Origin of the sequence: Pantoea piersonii (assembly GCF_003612015.1) — a bacterium.
Lineage (GTDB): Bacteria > Pseudomonadota > Gammaproteobacteria > Enterobacterales > Enterobacteriaceae > Pantoea > Pantoea piersonii.
In genome coordinates this window covers 432,677-450,507 of sequence record NZ_RARB01000003.1, presented here as the reverse complement: position 1 = coordinate 450,507, position 17,831 = coordinate 432,677, and the positions used below count along the sequence as shown (strand labels likewise).

The 17,831-nt window shown below is 58.3% G+C and carries 14 protein-coding genes; 7 read left to right on the top strand and 7 right to left on the bottom strand.

Annotation, left to right across the window (positions count from 1 at the left end):
* Positions 1-9: 9 nt before the first annotated feature.
* Entirely contained in the window at positions 10-1,953 is a 1,944-nt protein-coding gene (locus tag D7S44_RS11615) for a bifunctional 2',3'-cyclic-nucleotide 2'-phosphodiesterase/3'-nucleotidase (RefSeq protein ID WP_120455002.1), read from the bottom strand.
* Positions 1,954-2,225: 272 nt separating this feature from the next.
* Between D7S44_RS11615 and cysQ the strand changes: the two genes are divergently transcribed.
* Positions 2,226-2,966 (top strand): 3'(2'),5'-bisphosphate nucleotidase CysQ, encoded by a 741-nt coding sequence (gene cysQ / locus D7S44_RS11610; protein WP_120455000.1) that lies wholly within the window; start codon positions 2,226-2,228, stop codon positions 2,964-2,966.
* A gap of 33 nt (positions 2,967-2,999) precedes the next feature.
* Here the strand turns inward: cysQ and D7S44_RS11605 are convergent, their stop codons facing one another.
* Complete coding sequence (locus tag D7S44_RS11605; RefSeq protein WP_120454998.1) at positions 3,000-3,554, bottom strand: YtfJ family protein; 555 nt, start codon at positions 3,552-3,554, stop codon at positions 3,000-3,002.
* Positions 3,555-3,869: 315 nt separating this feature from the next.
* On the opposite strand from D7S44_RS11605, the gene D7S44_RS11600 reads away from it, so the two are divergent.
* Positions 3,870-4,076 carry a DUF1107 domain-containing protein gene (locus D7S44_RS11600; protein ID WP_033754894.1) on the top strand — a complete coding sequence of 69 codons (207 nt, stop codon included), beginning with the start codon at positions 3,870-3,872 and terminating at the stop codon, positions 4,074-4,076.
* Between the two features lie 33 nt (positions 4,077-4,109).
* Here D7S44_RS11600 and paeA read toward each other — a convergent pair whose 3' ends face one another.
* A complete protein-coding gene (gene paeA, locus D7S44_RS11595; protein WP_120454996.1) occupies positions 4,110-5,438 on the bottom strand; it encodes a polyamine export protein PaeA in 1,329 nt (442 codons plus the stop codon).
* A gap of 471 nt (positions 5,439-5,909) precedes the next feature.
* On the opposite strand from paeA, the gene tamA reads away from it, so the two are divergent.
* Genes tamA through D7S44_RS11580 form a run of 3 tightly spaced genes read left to right on the top strand, consistent with a single transcriptional unit; the run spans position 5,910 to position 11,751 of the window.
* Complete coding sequence (tamA, locus tag D7S44_RS11590) at positions 5,910-7,625, top strand: autotransporter assembly complex protein TamA (protein ID WP_179256416.1); 1,716 nt, start codon at positions 5,910-5,912, stop codon at positions 7,623-7,625.
* Positions 7,622-11,392: an autotransporter assembly complex protein TamB gene (gene tamB, locus D7S44_RS11585; protein ID WP_120454992.1), complete on the top strand. Its 3,771-nt coding sequence runs from the start codon at positions 7,622-7,624 to the stop codon at positions 11,390-11,392. Before tamA ends, tamB begins: the two co-directional genes overlap by 4 nt.
* Before the next feature lie 2 nt (positions 11,393-11,394).
* Entirely contained in the window at positions 11,395-11,751 is a 357-nt protein-coding gene (locus tag D7S44_RS11580) for a gamma-glutamylcyclotransferase family protein (RefSeq protein WP_033792318.1), read from the top strand.
* Between the two features lie 135 nt (positions 11,752-11,886).
* On the opposite strand, the gene ppa is transcribed toward D7S44_RS11580, so the two are convergent.
* The 3 genes from ppa to D7S44_RS11565 form a co-directional block, all read right to left on the bottom strand.
* Positions 11,887-12,417, bottom strand: coding sequence for an inorganic diphosphatase (gene ppa, locus D7S44_RS11575; RefSeq protein ID WP_120454990.1), 531 nt, complete (start codon positions 12,415-12,417; stop codon positions 11,887-11,889).
* Positions 12,418-12,516: 99 nt separating this feature from the next.
* Positions 12,517-12,966, bottom strand: coding sequence for a DUF441 domain-containing protein (locus tag D7S44_RS11570; RefSeq protein WP_120454989.1), 450 nt, complete (start codon positions 12,964-12,966; stop codon positions 12,517-12,519).
* Positions 12,967-13,037: 71 nt separating this feature from the next.
* A complete protein-coding gene (locus D7S44_RS11565) occupies positions 13,038-13,451 on the bottom strand; it encodes a lysozyme inhibitor LprI family protein (protein ID WP_120454987.1) in 414 nt (137 codons plus the stop codon).
* A 156-nt stretch (positions 13,452-13,607) separates the two neighbouring features.
* Here D7S44_RS11565 and D7S44_RS11560 point away from each other — a divergent pair, with 156 nt between their 5' ends.
* On the top strand, positions 13,608-15,167 hold the full coding sequence (locus D7S44_RS11560; RefSeq protein ID WP_120454985.1) for a methyl-accepting chemotaxis protein: 1,560 nt from the start codon (positions 13,608-13,610) through the stop codon (positions 15,165-15,167).
* An 83-nt stretch (positions 15,168-15,250) separates the two neighbouring features.
* Here D7S44_RS11560 and fbp read toward each other — a convergent pair whose 3' ends face one another.
* The gene (gene fbp, locus D7S44_RS11555) at positions 15,251-16,255 is read right to left on the bottom strand and encodes a class 1 fructose-bisphosphatase (RefSeq protein WP_120454983.1); all 1,005 of its coding nucleotides are present in this window, start codon (positions 16,253-16,255) and stop codon (positions 15,251-15,253) included.
* A 168-nt stretch (positions 16,256-16,423) separates the two neighbouring features.
* Here fbp and mpl point away from each other — a divergent pair, with 168 nt between their 5' ends.
* Entirely contained in the window at positions 16,424-17,776 is a 1,353-nt protein-coding gene (mpl, locus tag D7S44_RS11550; protein ID WP_120454981.1) for a UDP-N-acetylmuramate:L-alanyl-gamma-D-glutamyl-meso-diaminopimelate ligase, read from the top strand.
* The last annotated feature ends 55 nt before the right edge of the window (positions 17,777-17,831 follow it).

Below are 17,831 nucleotides of genomic sequence, written 5' to 3'. Positions count from 1 at the left end.
TTTACGCCCTTATTTCTGCTGTAAATCTAGCTTCCATATAGCAAAACCGATCTCATCGTTGCCCTGCGGCTGCATCGGGTACTGCGCATGGCTGCGGATAAAGGCGGTTGCCTTCTCGCCCGGCGCGGTCTCAAAACGGATATCGAGCGGGGTGCTGCTCTTTATCGGCGCCAGTCGCCAGTTGTTGTCCGCCTGCGGACGTACTTCGCCCTGTTTTTTGGTCTCCGCGCTGATATAGGCCGCGACGACCGCGCGGTTCTCATCGGGCGCGGCGAAGGCGATAAATTTATCTCCGGTGCCTGCGAATTTGCCGCCGTAGGCGCGATAGTTATTGGTGGCGACCAGGAAGGTGGCGTGCGGATCGACCGGCTTGCCCTGCCAGGTGAGGTTTTTAATACGCGAAGCGTCGGGATGGATGAGCTGGCATTCACCGTCGTAGCGCGCCGGTTGAGTCACATCGATCTGGTAATTAACGCCGTCGATCACGTCGAAATTATAGGTGCGGAAATCCCAGTTGATCAGCGACTGCGCGCTGCTTCGCTGCGGATCGATCTGGTTAAACTGACCGGCGGAGCACTCCAGCCACTCTTTTACCTGTGCGCCGCTCACTTTCATGACGACCAGCGTATTAGGATAGAGATAGAGATCGGCGGCGTTACGGAAGGTCAGGTCGCCTTTCTCTACTTCGGTATAGCTGGCGGGATCGTTCTTGCGACCACCCGCTTTAAACGGCGCGGCGGCGGAGAGCACCGGCAAACGACCCAGATCGGGATCGCCCTGAATAAAATGCGCTACGTAAGCGCGCTGCGCGTTATTGACGATTTGCACGGTCGGATCGTCCTGTACCAGCGAAAGGTAGCTGTACATCACGTCCGCAGACTTACCGATCGGTTTCGCCACAAACTCCCGCGTGGCGCGGTGATCTTCCGCCAGCACTTTAACCAGCGCCGGATCTTCCGCTGCCAGCGACTTTTTCTGCACCGCATCGTAAATCGGGCGCGCTTCCGCTCGACTGTCGCTGACCTGCCAGCGGCCACCTTCATGGGTCAGCACCAGATCCACGACGCCGAGATGATCGCCCCACATGCCGGGCATCACCGCTGCAACGCCGTTCAGCGTCCCTTTTTCAATATCGGCCCCTTTGATGGCGGCGAAATCTTTACCGGGAAAAACCGCATGGGCGTGGCCAAAGAGAATAGCGTCAATGCCTGCAACCTGGCTCAGGTAGTAGACCGAGTTCTCCGCCATCGCATGGTAAGGCTCGCTGCTGAGGCCGGAGTGGGGAATAGCCACCACCAGATCCGCACCTTGCGCGCGCATCTGCGGCACATAGCGCCGTGCGGTTTCGGTGATGTCCTCTACGCGCACTTTGCCCTGCAGGTTGACTTTATCCCACACCATAATCTGAGGTGGTACGAAGCCGATAAAGCCGATCTTCAACAGCTGGCTCTTGCCGTCGCGATCCGTCACCTGAACAGGCTTAATCAGCCAGGGCGTAAACATGGGGCGGTTGGTCTTAAGATCGATGATATTGGCGTTCACATAGGGAAAACGCGCGCCCGCCAGCGCCTTGCGCAGGTAGGGCAAACCGTAGTTGAACTCGTGGTTGCCAAGGTTGCCGACGCTGTAATCCAGCGTATTCAGCGCCTTATAAACGGGATGGATCTCGCCCTGCTGTAGCCCTTTCGCCGCCATATAGTCGCCAAGCGGACTGCCCTGAATAATATCGCCGTTATCCACCAGCACGCTGTTCTTCACTTCCTGACGCGCGGCATGGATTAGCGACGCGGTACGTACCAGTCCGAATTTCTCGGTCGGGGTATCTTTGTAGTAGTCGAAGTCCATCATATTGCTGTGCAGATCGGTGGTTTCCAGCAGACGTAAATCAACGGTGGCGGCGTGTAGGCTCATTGAAAGGCTCAGCGCCAGAAAGGTGATAGTGGGTTTAAACATGCGTGCTCCTGCTGCAAAAGAGTAAGTCTCTCAAATTAATGTAAAAGAATGATGATGTGTCAGAGGAATACGTGATGGGTTTAACGTTTTACAGGTTGAAAAGGGTGATTACTGTACGGCATAGCGGCCAGGCGCAATCTATGATATTGATATTGTTAAAATATTGAGAGAAAAGCGCCCGGAAGCCCGGGCGGCGGCGCAGTAGCTGCTAAAATTTAACCGATGTGGCGCACGATGACGTCGTGCAGTCGCCACCGATGAGGAGGTGAAAGATGTTAGAGCAAATCTGCCAGCTGGCGCGCGAAGCGGGCAACGCGATCATGCTGGTTTATGAAAAGGAAACGCCGGTAGACGTTTCCCGCAAAGCCGACGACTCCCCGGTGACCGCTGCGGATATTGCCGCGCACGATATTATTCTGCAGGGGCTGAAACAGCTGACGCCGGAAGTGCCGGTGCTGTCGGAAGAGGATCCACCTTCATGGAGCGAGCGGCAACAGTGGCAGCGCTACTGGCTGGTCGACCCGCTCGACGGCACCAAAGAGTTTATCAAGCGCAACGGCGAGTTTACCGTCAATATCGCCTTGATCGATCAGGGCAAACCGGTGATGGGCGTGGTATATGCGCCTGCGCTCGGCGTGCTTTACTCCGCCGCAGAGGGCAAAGCCTGGAAAGAAGAGGGTGGCCATAAGACGCCGATCCACGTGCAGGAGGCGCGACCGCCGCTGGTCGTGGTCAGCCGTTCCCATGCCGATGACGAGCTGAAAGAGTATCTGCAGCAGCTGGGCGAGCATCAGACCGTCGCCATCGGCTCTTCGCTGAAGTTCTGTCTGGTGGCGGAGGGCAAAGCGCAGCTCTATCCCCGCTTCGGGCCGACCAATATCTGGGATACCGGCGCGGGGCACGCCGTCGCCGTTGCGGCTGGCGCGCACGTCCACGACTGGCAAGGCAAAACCCTGGACTACGCGCCGCGTGAATCTTTTCTCAATCCCGGTTTTCGCGTGTCGCTGTTTTGATCAATAAGGGAGGCGAAAGCCTCCCGTTTTCATTCATGGTTTAAGCAGCGTGCGCACCAGCGTAATGACCTGCGTCACTTCCTCCTGCGTCAGCGCGCCGTCTTTAACAAAGCGGACATGACCGCTCTTATCCAGCACCACAATGGCCGAACCGGCATCTGCAAGCTGCCAGGCATGCTTTACGTTGCCTTTGCTGTCGACGATAAACTGCGACCAGGGGTACTGCTTTTTGTTGCTCTCAATGCTGCTGCGCACAAACATGCCGGTACCGGGAATAGCATCATTGGTGTTAACGATAGTCGTGGTCTGATAGCGATCGTGCGGGAAGGCCGCGGCTTTGATCGCCTCAACCACGGCGGCGTTTTTCTCTTTAGCGGATGAGCGACCGGCGATGTGCTGAATAACGCGCACTTTGCCCGGCAGCTGCGCGCTGTTCCAGCGTTTGTAGCTAAAGTCATCCTGCTGGTAAAGCAGCTCGCCTTTATCGTCGACGCCGACCGCAGGCACGCGCTGATCTTCTTTCAGGCTATGGGCGAAAACCGCGCCGGGTAATAAAACCAGCGCAAACAGGGCACAGGCGAGTCGCATTGTGAGTCTCCTTAGTGATCGGACCAGTTGGTCATTTTTCTGCAATAGTAAGCAGGGATGATGCGCCTGTCTTGTTAAGGTGTCAGGTTTGTTATTCATGCCACAATTTCTTAACAAGTTTGGATTTATACTGTGTTGGTAAAGCGTGATAACAGACTATTCTGTAATGATGTGTCAATTCAGTAAAAAAGTTCAGTTTTCGGAACATTATCCCAGCTGAGTGTTCTATAGTTTACCGGCACTTTGCGCTTCATGGGCTCGTACCGAACTTGGAAACGGCGAAGCGTATTTATAAATGTACAGGAGTTAGACAGCATGAAGATCTTCCAACGCTATAATCCACTGCAAATAGCGAAATATGTAAAAACGCTGTTCAAAGGAAGGATGTATATCAAGGACGTTGGCGCGTTCGAATTCGACAAAGGGAAAGTGTTGATCCCGCGCGTAAAGGACATCCAGCACCTGAGCGTGATGTCCGAAATTAACCGTCAGGTTCTGCGCCTTCAGGCGGAGTTCAACTGATAAAAAAGGGCGCCGTCGGCGCCCTCTGATTTTCTACTCTTCAGCTTCCGTGGTTTTTGCCACATTCAGCACCGGCGGACGATCGTCAATCCGCGTCACCAGCAGCTGATCGATACGATAACTGTCGATATCCACCACTTCGAACTTAAACCCGGCGAACTTCACAAAATCGGTGCGTTTCGGGATTTTGCGCAGCATATACATCATAAAGCCGCCGATGGTTTCGTAGTTGCCCGACTGCGGAAACTCGTCGATATGCAGCACGCGCATTACGTCGTCGATCGGTGTGCCACCCTCTACCAGCCAGGAGTTTTCGTCGCGCGCCACAATCTGCTCTTCCAGACCCTGGCCGACCAGATCGCCCATCAGCGTCGTCATCACGTCATTCAGGGTAATTATGCCCACCACCAGCGCGTATTCGTTCATGATCACCGCGAAGTCTTCACCGGCGGTCTTAAAGCTTTCCAGCGCTTCAGAGAGCGTCAGCGTATCCGGCACAATCAACGCCGAGCGGATCTGCACGCCGCTGTTGAGCGCCATGCTCTGATTGGCCAGCACGCGCAGCAGCAGCTCTTTAGAGTCGACATAGCCGACGATATGGTCGATATCGCCGTCGCACACCAGAAACTTAGAGTGCGGATGCTCAGCGATTTTGCTTTTCAGCATGGTTTCGTCTTCGCGCAGATCGAACCAGACCACGTTTTCGCGTGAGGTCATGGAGGAGGGCACGGTGCGCGATTCCAGCTCAAAGACGTTTTCAATCAGCTCGTGCTCCTGCTTACGCAGCACGCCCGCCAGCGCGCCCGCTTCCACCACCGCGTAGATATCGTCGGAGGTAATGTCGTCTTTACGCACCATCGGCAGCTTAAAGACGCGGAAGAAGACGTTCGCCAGGCCGTTAAACAGCCATACCAGCGGGCTAAACACCAGCAGGCAGAAACGCATCGGGTTAATAATTCGCAGCGCCACCACTTCCGGCGCGATCATGCCGACGCGTTTCGGCGTCAGATCGGCGAACAAAATAAACAGGCTGGTGACGATAACGAAGGAGCAGATAAAGCTGAGCTGATCGGCGAGCGCCGGCTCCATAAAGCGGTTAAAGAGGCTACGGAAGGCTGGCGAGAACGCCGCGTCGCCGACAATACCGCCAAGGATGGCGACCGCGTTCAGGCCGATCTGCACGACAGTAAAGAAAGTGCCGGGCGTTTCCTGCATTTTCAGCACGCGTTGCGCGTTGATATTGCCTTCATCGGCCAGCAGTTTCAGTTTGATCTTGCGGGCGGCGGCCAGCGAGATTTCCGAGAGAGAGAAAAAGGCGCTGATCACGATCAGCAATAATATGACAAGCAAGCTATCTAACATAGGTTATCCAAAAGGTTATCCACTTGTCATTTTTGGCCTGGGCAGCGCACGCAAAGGGCGTACCGATTGTACTCACCTCGTAGTCTGGGCTATCCGTGCCAAAAATGTCTGCGCCTTATCGACGGTGCGGAGCAGCGCCGGGGCAGAAATAGAGCAGGCGTAACCTGCGCCGCTGATTATAGCAGCAGCGCCCTCAACGCCGCCAGAGATCCCGGTGACGCCGTTTCGCTCAGATTAATCCGAGTGGCGAGCGCTTATGCTGCGCAGCGGTTGTATCAGTCCGGTCATTTGCTGACAATAGGGCGCTATTTGGCTTTGTTAACGTTTTTTCGCAGCCGCAGGCCGCTTTATACGGCTATGATGATGACTGCGCCGCTGCGATGTTCTTATATCAGGGATATATCACGCCCCGCGGAATAGGGGGCGGCATGATTAACAGGAGTACGCGTGCCACGAATTCACGTCTGTTTTATGACCTGCCTGTTGGCCGCCGCGCCAGTCGCTGAGGCAGCGAAAGTGCGCCTTGAAGTGCAGGGCTTAACCGGGGATCTCAACAAAAACGTGCGTGCTCGCCTTTCGACCATCGGCGCCGATGAGGTGTCGAACGATGGCCGTTTTCGCGCACGTGTTTCAGAGGCGATCCAGCAAGGGCTTAAGGCGCTCGGCTACTACGAGCCCGACATCGATTTTGAATCGCGTCCCGCGCCGCCGCACGGCGGACGACCGGTGCTCATCGCCCATGTCACACCCGGCGAGCCGGTAAAAATCGCAGGCAGCACCATCGTGCTCGAAGGCGACGCGCTGCGCGATCCCGACTACCGGGCCTGGGTGAAAGAGGGGACGCCGAAAAAAGGGCGGCAGCTCAACCACGGCGAGTATGACAAATTCAAAAGCGGCTTTTCGAACCTGGCGCTGCGCAACGGCTATTTCGACGGCGATTTTAAAAAGAGCCAGCTCGGCGTCTCCGTCGAACGGCGCGAAGCCTTCTGGGATATCGACTATGACAGCGGCCAGCGCTATCGCTTCGGCGACGTCAGCTTCTCCGGCTCGCAGATCCGCGAAGAGTATCTGAAAAACCTGGTTCCCTTTAAGAAAGGCGACTACTACAGCTCGCGCGATCTCGCCGAGCTGAACCGGCGTCTCTCGGCGACGGGCTGGTTTAACTCGGTGGTGGTCGCGCCGGAATTCGCGCAGGGGCGAAAAACCAAAGTGCTGCCGCTGAGCGCGGTGGTGTCGCCGCGCACCGAAAACACCATCGAAACCGGTATCGGCTACTCGACTGATGTCGGCCCGCGTCTGAAAGGCAGCTGGAAAAAGCCCTGGGTCAACGATCGCGGCCACAGCCTGACGGCGGACGCCTATCTCTCCGCGCCGGAACAGCAGCTCGACCTCAGCTACAAAGTGCCGCTGCTGAAAAGCCCGCTGGAGCAGTATTACATCTTCTCCGGCGGCCTGAAGCGCACCGATCTGAACGACACCAAAGCTGACACCTCGACGCTCGGCGTATCGCGTTACTGGGAGAACAGCTCCGGCTGGCAGAAGGCGATCAACCTGAAATGGAGCCTCGATCACTTTACCCAGGGCAGCGTTACCAACACCACGATGCTGCTCTATCCGGGCGTCAGCCTCAACCGCACCCGCTCGCGCGGCGGCCTGATGCCGACATGGGGCGATTCGCAACGCTACTCGGTGGATGTCTCCGACACTACCTGGGGCTCAGACGTCGACTTCCTGATCCTGCAGGCGCAGAACGTCTGGATCCGCACGCTGGCGGATAAACATCGCTTCGTGGCGCGCGGCAATCTCGGCTGGATCGAAACCAACGACTTTGAAAAGGTGCCGCCTGACCTGCGCTTCTTCGCGGGCGGCGATCGCAGTATTCGCGGCTACAAATACAAAGATATTTCCCCGCGCGACGAGGACGGCAAGCTGACCGGCGCCTCGAAGCTCGCCACCGGCTCGCTGGAGTATCAGTACAACGTGACCGGCAAATGGTGGGGCGCGGCGTTCATTGACTCGGGTGAAGCGGTCAACGACATCAAACAGAGCAATTTTAAAACCGGCGCGGGCTTCGGCGTGCGCTGGGCGTCGCCGGTCGGGCCGATCAAACTGGATATTGCCCGGCCGATTGGCGACAGCGAGGAGCATGGTTTGCAATTTTATATCGGACTGGGGCCTGAACTATGAAGCTGTGGAAAAAGGTCCTGATCGGCATCCTGATTTTTCTGGTAGTGCTGCTGGGAGGCGTGGCGTTTTTAATCGGCACGACGCCTGGCTTGCATCTGGTGCTGAACGGCGCGGCGCGCTGGGTACCGGGTTTATCGATCAAACAGGTCGAGGGCGGCTGGCGCAACCTGACCATTAGCGGGCTGCGCTATGAAATGCCCGGCGTCAGCGTCGACGCCGGCACCTTTCATCTGGCGGTCGATCTCAACTGCCTGCTGCACTCTTCGGTGTGCGTTAACGACATCGCGCTGAAAGATGTCAGCGTGGTGGTCGACAGCAAAAAGATGGCCCCCGCGCAGGAGGCGCCGCAGGAAGAGGATAATGGCAGCGGCGATCTCAGCACGCCTTATCCCGTTACGTTGCGCCATCTCGGCCTGCATAACATCAATGTGAAAATCGACGATACTGCCATTTCGCTGCTCGATTTCACCACCGGATTGCAGTGGCAGGGGCGCGCGCTGACGCTCAACCCGACGCATATCCAGAGTCTGCTGGTGGCCCTGCCGAAAGCGGCACAGGTCGCCAGCGAAGAGGTGGTGCAGCCGAAAGTGCAGAAACCGCAGCCGGACGAAAAGCCGCTGGGCGAAACCCTGCAGGCGATGTTTGCGAAACCGCTGCTGCCGGAGCTGCCCGATTTTCGTCTGCCGCTCGATATTGACGTGCAGGAGATCCTTGGCGAGCAGCTGCGTCTCACTGGCGATACCGATATTGCGGTAAATCGCCTGCTGCTGAAAGCGAAAACGGCCGACCGACGATTGCAGCTCCAGACGCTGGACGTCGACTCGACGCTTGGCCAGCTTAACGGCAGCGGCGAAGCGACGCTGGCGGACAACTGGCCGGTAAATTTCACGCTCAACGGCACGGCGAACGTCGATCCGCTGAAAGGAGAGAAGATCAAGCTCGAGCTGGGCGGCGCCATGCGCGACGAGCTGAAGCTGGGCCTCAACCTCTCCGGTCCGGTCCGCGCCCGGCTCGACGCCGCCACCCAGCTGGCGGTGGCGGGCCTGCCGCTGTCGCTGCATCTCACCAGCCCGCAGCTGCGCTGGCCGCTGACCGGCGCGGTGCAGTATCAGGCGGATAATCTCGACTATCAGTTCAAAGGCAAAGCCACTGACTACGTGATGTCGCTGCGTACGGCGGTGAAAGGCGACAGTGTGCCGCCCGCCACCGTGGCGCTGGACGGCAAAGGCAACGTCGAGCAGTTCAACCTCGACAAGCTGCGCATCGGCGCGCTGCAGGGCAACGTCGATCTCACGGCGCTGGTGGACTGGAGCAAAGCCATTAGCTGGCGCAGCGAGCTGACGCTCTCCGGCATCAACACCGCGCGCCAGTATCCTGACTGGCCAGCGAAGCTGGACGGTAAAATCACCACGCGCGGCAGCCTCTACGGCGGCAGCTGGCAGGTGAGCGTGCCGCAGCTGCAGCTGAAGGGCAACGTTAAGCAGAATGCGGTAAGCGCCGAAGGGTCGCTGAAGGGCAACAGCTATAACCAGTGGGAGATCCCGGGCGTGAAAATCGCCCTGGGCCGCAATAATCTGGATGTGAAAGGCTCGCTGGGCGACGCGCTCAATCTTGACGCCACCATCGACGCGCCCCATCTCGATAACGCGCTGCCGGGGCTGGGTGGCGTTGCTAAAGGCACCATCAAGGCGCGCGGCACCTTGCAGGCGCCGCAGCTGCTGGCCGATCTTAACGCCACCGGCCTGCGCTGGCAGCAGCTGCAGATCCGGCGCGTAACGCTGGACGGCGACGTCCGCTCCAGCGATCAGATCGCCGGCAAGCTGCAGCTGCGCGTCGAGCAGCTGAAACAGGATGCGCTTACTATCAGCCTGCTGACGCTCAACGCCGACGGCAATGAAAAACAGCATCAGCTGAAGCTGCAGGTGCAGGGCGAGCCGGTTTCTGGTCAGCTGGCGCTTAGCGGCAGCTTTGATCGTCAGCAGCAGCGCTGGAAAGGGGCGCTTAACGACACGCGCTTCGATACGCCGGTTGGCGAATGGCGACTGACGCGCGCGATGGCGATCGACTACCTGAACGCGAAGCAGACCGCCACCATCGGCCCGCACTGCTGGCAGAACCCCAACGCGCAGCTCTGCGTGCCGGAGCCGGTCGAAGCTGGCCCGAGCGGTCATGCGCATATCGCGCTTAACCGCTTCGACCTGGCGATGATCAAGCCGTTCTTGCCTGATGCCACCCAGCTGGCGGGCGTATTCAGCGGCGACGCGCGCGTAAACTGGACGGCGGACGGCGCGCTGCCGACCGGCACCGTCTCGCTGAAGGGCAGCGGCGTTAAGGTCAGGCAGGATGTGCAGGGCAATACGCTGCCTGTCGACTTCAACACGCTGAACCTCAACGCGGCGCTGCGCAACGGCCGCGCCGATCTCGACTGGCTGATCCGCATTGCCAACAATGGCCAGCTCGATGGCAACGTGCAGATCAGCGATCCGCAGAACCGTCGTACGCTGGGCGGCAACGTCAATATCCGCAATATCTCACTGACGATGCTCAATCCAGCGCTGGCGCAGGGCGAGAAGATCAAAGGCAACCTGAACAGCAGCCTGCGCCTCGGCGGCAGCGTGAAGCAGCCGCAGATCTTCGGCCAGCTTGGTTTGCAGGGTGTCGACGTCGACGGCAACTTTATGCCGGTCGATCTCACCGCCGCTAACCTGAACATGGTGTTCAACGGCATGAGCTCAACGCTCAATGGACTGGTGCAAACCGCGCAGGGCAATATCAACCTCAACGGCAATGCGGACTGGAGCCAGCTCGACAACTGGCGCGCGCGTATTGCCGCGCAGGGCAGCCGCGTGCGGGTCACCGTTCCGCCGATGGTGCGCATGGACGTCTCGCCGGATCTGGTCTTCGAAGCGACGCCAGCGGCCTTCAGTCTGGATGGCAGCGTAGATATTCCCTGGGCGCGCATTACGGTGCAGGAAGTGCCGGAGAGCGCCACAGGCGTCTCGTCGGACGAAGTGCTGCTGGATAAAAACCTGCAGCCGATTCAGCCGAAAACCGCCGCGATCCCGATTAACAGCAATCTGGTCATTCACGTCGGCAACGATGTTCGCCTGTCCGCCTTTGGCCTGAAAGCGAAGCTTAACGGCGACCTGAAAGTGGTGCAGGATAAAACCGGGCTGGGCCTCAACGGCCAGATTAATATCCCGTCCGGCCGCTTCCATGCTTACGGCCAGGATCTTATCGTGCGTAAAGGCGAGCTGCAGTTCGCCGGGCCGCCGGATCAGCCCTATATCAACCTTGAGGCGATCCGTAATCCCGAGGCGACAGAAAATGACGTGACGGCTGGCCTGCGCGTCACCGGACTGGCGGACGAGCCGAAAGTCGAGGTCTTCTCCGATCCGGCGATGTCGCAGCAGGAAGCGCTCTCCTACCTGCTGCGCGGCCAGGGACTGGGAACGGACGGCGACAGCAACGCATTAACTTCTGCCTTAGTGGGTCTGGGGGTTGCACAAAGTGGGCAGGTTGTGGGTAAAATCGGCGAGACGTTCGGCGTCAGCAATCTTGCCCTTGATACTGCCGGCGTTGGCGACAGCCAGCAGGTGCAGGTCAGTGGCTATGTGCTGCCGGGTCTACAAGTAAAATATGGTGTTGGCATATTTGATTCACTGGCGACGTTAACCTTGCGTTATCGCCTGATGCCCAAACTCTATTTGGAAGCCGTGTCCGGTGTGGACCAGGCTCTTGATTTGCTCTATCAGTTTGAGTTTTAGCAATGCGAATAATTGTCTACGGCAGTTTACGGCGCAAACAGGGAAACAGTCACTGGATGACGAATGCGCAATGGCTGGGGGATATGCAGATTGAGGGCTATGAGCTCTACAGTCTTGGCCATTATCCGGGCGTGATCCCGGGCGAAGGAACCGTCTATTGTGAAGTTTACCGCATCGATGCCACCACGCTGGGTGAGCTGGATGCATTGCGCACAAAGGCTGGCGAATACAAACGCCAGCTGATGCAAACGCCTTACGGCAGCGCATGGCTCTACGTCTACCAGCGCCCGGTTAAGGGGCGTCAGCGCATCGCCAGCGGCGACTGGCTACGGCGCGACGATCCACCGTCAGACGCATAAACAAAAACACCGTCCAGAGGACGGTGTTTTTTTACCGGAAGCGTCTGCAGGCGGGCATATCGCCCACTGAACCCTAACCGCTGTAAACAAAAACACCGTCCAGGGGACGGTGTTTTTATATCGGTCGGCGACAGATTACTTCTTCTGCGCACGCTCGAAAGAGGCAACGATTTCAGCTTTCGCCGCTTCGGCGTCTGCCCAGCCGTCAACTTTCACCCACTTGCCTTTTTCCAGATCTTTGTAGTGCTCAAAGAAATGGGTGATCTGCGCGCGCAGCAGTTCCGGCAGGTCGTTCACATCTTTGATGTGATCGTACTCTTTGGTCAGCTTGGTGTGCGGCACGGCGACCACTTTCGCATCCTGACCCGATTCGTCGGTCATGTTCAGCACGCCAACCGGACGGCAGCGGATCACGGAGCCCGGCTGCAGTGGATAAGGGGTTGGAACCAGCACGTCAACCGGATCACCATCCAGCGACAGCGTGTTGTTGATGTAGCCATAGTTGCACGGATAGAACATCGCCGTGGACATGAAACGGTCCACGAACAGGGCGCCAGACTCTTTGTCGACTTCATATTTGATCGGATCGGCGTTAGCCGGGATCTCAATGATAACGTAGAGATCTTCTGGCAGTTCTTTACCTGCAGGCACCTGGTTCAAACTCATCGGGCATTCCTTCAATAGTCACATGTTGAGTGTCGGCTATTATAGCCAACTGCCTGTGAAAGTATGCCCCAATTTTGACCTTTCGGAATGCTCCTCGCCTTACTTCGCGACCACAAACAGCGAGACGATCCCCGCAGCAATCAGTGGTCCGACCGGCACGCCGCGAAAGAAGGCGACGCCAATCACCGTGCCGATTAATAAGCCACCGATCACCGACGGCTGCACGCTCATAAAACTGACGCCGCGTCCGCCCAGCCAGGCGACGAAAATGCCCACCAGAATCGCCACGATCGACTGCCAGCTGGCAAAAGATTTCAGCAGCGAGGAGGCGGGAAGCGAACCGCTGGCGAGCGGTGCCATGACCGCGACCGTCAGGATAATAATGCCGAGCTGGATGCCCTGTTTCTCAACGTAGGGAAAAAACTGCGACAGCGGCGTGAGCTTGATTGCCAGCAGGATCAGAATAGAGATAGTGACCGCGCTGTTGTGAACGAAATAGCTGAGGACCGCGAGGCCGATAAGAATAAGGGTAGAGGCATACGCAGCCATGATTTCTCCCTGAAAAAAAGACGGATGCGCTGGCCAGCGCCAGCGCGTGAGTAAGAGATACCCCCCATTAATCAACAATCGGCGTCGCGGGTGCAACTGCCTTTATTCAGCGACCGCAGCATCAGCGCCTGATTGCGCACCAGATCGACGCCCTGCGCCGCCAGCGAAACCTGCGCCAGCGAGCCCTGTGTGTGGGTGAAATAAGCCGCACTCGCCGCCTGCCAGCTGTCGCGGTAAGTCAGCCACTGCCGCTGCGCGCGGCGCAGTTTCTCTTTCGGCTCGCCGCTGAGCTGCTTTATCAGCTGCGCATACTGCGCGTTCATCTCGCTGTCCCACGCCTGGCTGGCGCGGCCGTAGCAGTTCACTATCGCCAGGGTAGTGGAGGCGTCATTCAGGCAGTGCTTAAGCGCCTCGTCGACGGGGTTCTGCTGCGCCTGCGCGGAGGCGCATACCAGCAAGCCTGCGGCGGCAATCCACATTTTCATTCTTGCGATCCTTTTTCTGAAGGGGCTAAGCCTGGGTGATGATCAGGCTAATGACCATCAATAGCGATAAAGTTTCCCTGCGCAACTGCCGATAACTTGTACGTTTTAGGGCTGCTGGATTCTCTGCCTTTATATAAGCAAACGGAAAACAACATCATGAATAAGCTCTCACTACGCACAGGACTATTAGCTTTACTCGCCTTTATGACTCTGCTGCTGTTGGCGGTCAGCGTCATGGGGATTATTGCCATTAACAAAGGAAACCGATCGCTGGATGTTATCAACCGCATTCAGGGTATCGAACTCAACGCGCTCTATCAAAGCAACGGCGATCTGATGCGCGCGCGCGCCACCGCCGCGCTGGCGGTGCGCAAAATCGAGATCGGCCTGCTGGATGAGGGCACCGCCTCGGTGAAGCAGGCACAGGCTGACGTCCAGGCGTCGCAGCAGAGCATGAAAGCCTTTATTGCAGCCGGGACGGTGACGGAGCAGGGCAAAAAGCTGGCCGACGAGGTGGTCGCCACCTGGAACGCCTATCTGGCGCAGGGCATCACACCCATCATGAGCGCGCTGGAAAAACAGTATACCGATGAATATTACAGCGTACTGGAAGGCAATCTCGCTAAGCTGGCGCTTAACTACAGCAACGCGGTAGGGGCGTTTGGCAGCTACGCCGATCAGGTCACCGACGCGCAGCTGGCGCAGGCGGCCAGAAACGAAGCCTTTATGAAGGCGCTGATCGGCGCAGCGGTGGCGCTGACGCTGCTGCTGTTCGTGCTGGCCTGGGTGCTGATGCGTCGCTTGCTGCTGCTGCCGCTTAACCGTGCCATCGCGCATCTGGAACAGGTTGCGGCAGGGGATCTCTCGCAGACGCTGCCGCCTCCGGGCGACAACGAGCTGGGCCGCCTTAACCGCGCGCTCGGCGAGATGCAGCAGGCGCTGCGCGTGCAGGTGAGTCAGGTGCTCGACGCCAGCCAGCAGATCGACGTCGGCAGCCGCGAGCTGGCGGCGGGCAACGTGCATCTTTCCCAGCGCACCGAAGAGTCGGCGGCGTCGCTGGAGCAGACGGCGGCCAGCATGGAACAGCTTACCGCCACGGTACGCCTTAACGCCGCCAACGCGCAGCAGGCGCATAAGCTGGCGAACAGCGTCTCGGACACGGCCGATCGCGGCGCGGAAGTGGTCTGCTATGTAATGGAAAAAATGCAGGAAATTACCGACAGCGCGAACCGCATCGGCGATATTCTCGGCGTTATCGACGGCATCGCCTTCCAGACCAATATTCTCGCGCTGAACGCTTCGGTAGAAGCGGCGCGCGCGGGCGAGCAGGGACGCGGTTTCGCCGTAGTCGCGAATGAAGTGCGCACTCTGGCGCAGCGCAGCGCCAACGCGGCGAAAGAGATCCGCGGGCTGATCTCCGAGTCGCAGACGCGGGTGAAAGAGGGCAGCGATATGGCGACGCGCGCGGGCGAAACCATGGATGAGATCTCCAGCGAGGTGATGCGTGTCACGACGCTGATGAAAGAGATCTCCATGGCGTCGGATGAGCAGAGCCGCGGCATTGAGCAGGTTAATCAGGCGGTGACGCAGATGGATGAGGTGGCGCAGCAGAACGCGGCGCTGGTAGAGCAGGCCACGGCGGCTACGCAGTCGCTGGAGGCGCAGTCGCAGCATCTGCAGTCCACGGTCTCGCTGTTCCGTCTGGAAACGGCGTAAAAGAAAAGGGCGCGATATTCGCGCCCTTGTCGTTCCGCGTCAATCAGCACGCGGAACGCAGTCTGTTTTACACGTTTGCGAACTTACTGCGCCGCGTCCGGGTACTCGCGCAGGAAGCGCTCAACGTCATCCACCATTGCGTTGTTGCCGCAGAAGAACGGGCAGCGCTGATGCAGGGTTTCCGGCTGGATGTCGAGGATACGGTTCGCGCCGTCGCTCGCCTTGCCGCCCGCCTGTTCGGCGAGGAACGCCATCGGGTTGCACTCATAGAGCAGGCGCAGCTTGCCGTTCGGGTGGCTGGCGGTGCTCGGATAGAGGTAGATGCCGCCTTTCAGCAGGTTGCGATGGAAATCTGCTACCAGCGATCCGATATAGCGCGAGGTGTAAGGACGATGCGTGGCATGATCCTCTTCCTGGCAGAACTTCAGGTATTTCTTCACGCCCTGCGGGAAACGAATATAGTTGCCTTCGTTAATGGAGTAGGTGTAGCCCGTCGGCGGGTAGGTCATGCGCTCGTGGCTCAGGCAGAAGACGCCGAGCGACGGATCGTAGGTAAAGGCGTGCACGCCGCAGCCGGTGGTATAGACCATCATGGTCGAGGAGCCATATACCACGTAACCTGCCGCCACCTGCTTGTGGCCCGGCTGCATAAAGTCCGCTTCGGTTACCGGCGTACCAGGGGCGCTGACGCGATGGTAGATAGAGAAGATGGTGCCGACAGAGACGTTAACGTCGATATTTGAGGAGCCGTCCAGCGGATCCATCAGCACCACATATTTACCGTGTTCTACTCCTTCGAAGATTACAAACTCGTCCTCTTCTTCCGAGGCGATCCCCGCCACGATGCCGCGCGCTTTCAGCGCCGCTTTAAGCTTCTCGTTCGCGAAGAGATCGAGCTTCATCTGCTGCTCGCCCTGGACGTTTTCAACGCCGCTTGCGCCGAGAATATCCACCAGGCCAGCTTTGTTAATGTCGCGATGGATAATTTTCGCGCCCAGCTTGATAGCGGAAATCAGCGCCGTCAGTTCACCTGTAGCGTGAGGAAAGTCGTGCTGTTTCTCGACGATAAATTCGCCTAACGTTTTCATAACACATTCCCTGAATCTTCGATGGAGTGGCAGCCTGCCTGTCAAACCGCCAACGTTTGCGTACGCAGTTTAGCCGATTGAACTTCAAAAACCATAGTCCTAATCCGTTTCTTAACTCTGCGAGCGGGGTTACACTGTGCGCCGAACTTTTGAGTAATGGATCTTGTTATGCGCATTCATATCCTTGGGATTTGCGGCACGTTTATGGGCGGTCTGGCGATGCTGGCACGTTCCCTGGGCCATCAGGTGACCGGTTCGGACGCCAACGTTTATCCGCCGATGAGCACGCTGCTTGAGCAGCAGGGCATTAAATTAACAGAGGGTTACGACGCCTCTCAGCTCGATCCCGCGCCGGACCTCGTTATCATCGGCAATGCCATGACGCGCGGCAACCCCTGCGTAGAGGCGGTGCTGGAGCGCAATATTCCCTACCTCTCCGGCCCGCAGTGGCTGCATGACTTTGTACTGCGCGATCGTTGGGTGGTGGCGGTAGCAGGAACTCACGGTAAAACAACCACTTCTGGTATGGTAGCCTGGATTCTGGAGTCGTGCGGACTGGAACCTGGCTTTATCATCGGTGGGGTGCCCGGCAACTTCGACGTCTCGGCAAAATTAGGAAAAAGTCCATTCTTCGTCATCGAGGCGGATGAATATGACTGCGCCTTCTTCGACAAGCGTTCCAAATTCGTTCACTACTGCCCGCGCACCCTGATCCTCAACAATCTGGAGTTTGATCACGCGGATATCTTCGACGATCTGCGCGCCATTCAGAAGCAGTTCCACCATCTGGTGCGTATCGTGCCGGGCCAGGGCAAAATCCTGCTGCCGGAGCACGATCACAATATCCGCCAGGTGATGGCGATGGGCTGCTGGAGCGAGCAGGAGAGCGTCGGCGAAGGCGGTCACTGGCAGGCGAAGAAACTGACGCCGGACGCTTCGCGCTGGGAAGTGCTGCTCGACGGCGAGAAAGCTGGCGAGGTGAACTGGTCGCTGGTCGGCGAGCACAACATGCATAACGGCCTGATGGCGATCGCCGCCGCGCGTCACGTCGGCGTCAAACCGGAAGACGCGGCGCAGGCGCTGGACAGCTTTATCAACGCGCGCCGCCGTCTGGAACTGCGCGGCGAAGTGAACGGCATTAAGGTCTATGACGACTTCGCGCATCATCCGACGGCGATTCTGGCGACCTTATCCGCGCTGCGCAGCAAAGTCGGCGGCAGAGCGCGTATCCTGGCGGTGCTGGAGCCGCGCTCCAACACCATGAAAATGGGCGTGAGCAAAAACGATCTGGCGCCGTCGCTGGCGCGTGCGGACGAGGTCTTTCTGTTCCAGCCGCACCATATTCCCTGGCAGGTCTCTGACGTTGCTGAAGCCTGCATGCCGCCGGCGCACTGGAGCGCCGACATCGATACGCTGGTCGAGATGGTGGCGAAAGCCGCTCAGCCGGGCGATTCGATCCTGGTCATGAGTAACGGCGGATTTGGCGGCATCCATCAGAAGCTGCTGGATCGCCTCGCCTGAAAGAACAAGCGCCCGTTTCAGGGCGCTTGTTTATGCGGTTATCTGTCTGCTGCGT

What these genes read in the sequence shown, in the direction of transcription:
- ppa (WP_120454990.1), bottom strand. Translation starts at nt 12,417, where the DNA reads ATGAGTTTGAACCAGGTGCCTGCAGGTAAAGAACTGCCAGAAGATCTC.
- D7S44_RS11600 (WP_033754894.1), top strand. Translation starts at nt 3,870, where the DNA reads ATGAAGATCTTCCAACGCTATAATCCACTGCAAATAGCGAAATATGTA.
- D7S44_RS11605 (WP_120454998.1), bottom strand. Translation starts at nt 3,554, where the DNA reads ATGCGACTCGCCTGTGCCCTGTTTGCGCTGGTTTTATTACCCGGCGCG.
- paeA (WP_120454996.1), bottom strand. Translation starts at nt 5,438, where the DNA reads ATGTTAGATAGCTTGCTTGTCATATTATTGCTGATCGTGATCAGCGCC.
- tamA (WP_179256416.1), top strand. Translation starts at nt 5,910, where the DNA reads ATGACCTGCCTGTTGGCCGCCGCGCCAGTCGCTGAGGCAGCGAAAGTG.
- D7S44_RS11560 (WP_120454985.1), top strand. Translation starts at nt 13,608, where the DNA reads ATGAATAAGCTCTCACTACGCACAGGACTATTAGCTTTACTCGCCTTT.
- mpl (WP_120454981.1), top strand. Translation starts at nt 16,424, where the DNA reads ATGCGCATTCATATCCTTGGGATTTGCGGCACGTTTATGGGCGGTCTG.
- D7S44_RS11570 (WP_120454989.1), bottom strand. Translation starts at nt 12,966, where the DNA reads ATGGCTGCGTATGCCTCTACCCTTATTCTTATCGGCCTCGCGGTCCTC.
- tamB (WP_120454992.1), top strand. Translation starts at nt 7,622, where the DNA reads ATGAAGCTGTGGAAAAAGGTCCTGATCGGCATCCTGATTTTTCTGGTA.
- fbp (WP_120454983.1), bottom strand. Translation starts at nt 16,255, where the DNA reads ATGAAAACGTTAGGCGAATTTATCGTCGAGAAACAGCACGACTTTCCT.
- D7S44_RS11565 (WP_120454987.1), bottom strand. Translation starts at nt 13,451, where the DNA reads ATGAAAATGTGGATTGCCGCCGCAGGCTTGCTGGTATGCGCCTCCGCG.
- cysQ (WP_120455000.1), top strand. Translation starts at nt 2,226, where the DNA reads ATGTTAGAGCAAATCTGCCAGCTGGCGCGCGAAGCGGGCAACGCGATC.
- D7S44_RS11615 (WP_120455002.1), bottom strand. Translation starts at nt 1,953, where the DNA reads ATGTTTAAACCCACTATCACCTTTCTGGCGCTGAGCCTTTCAATGAGC.
- D7S44_RS11580 (WP_033792318.1), top strand. Translation starts at nt 11,395, where the DNA reads ATGCGAATAATTGTCTACGGCAGTTTACGGCGCAAACAGGGAAACAGT.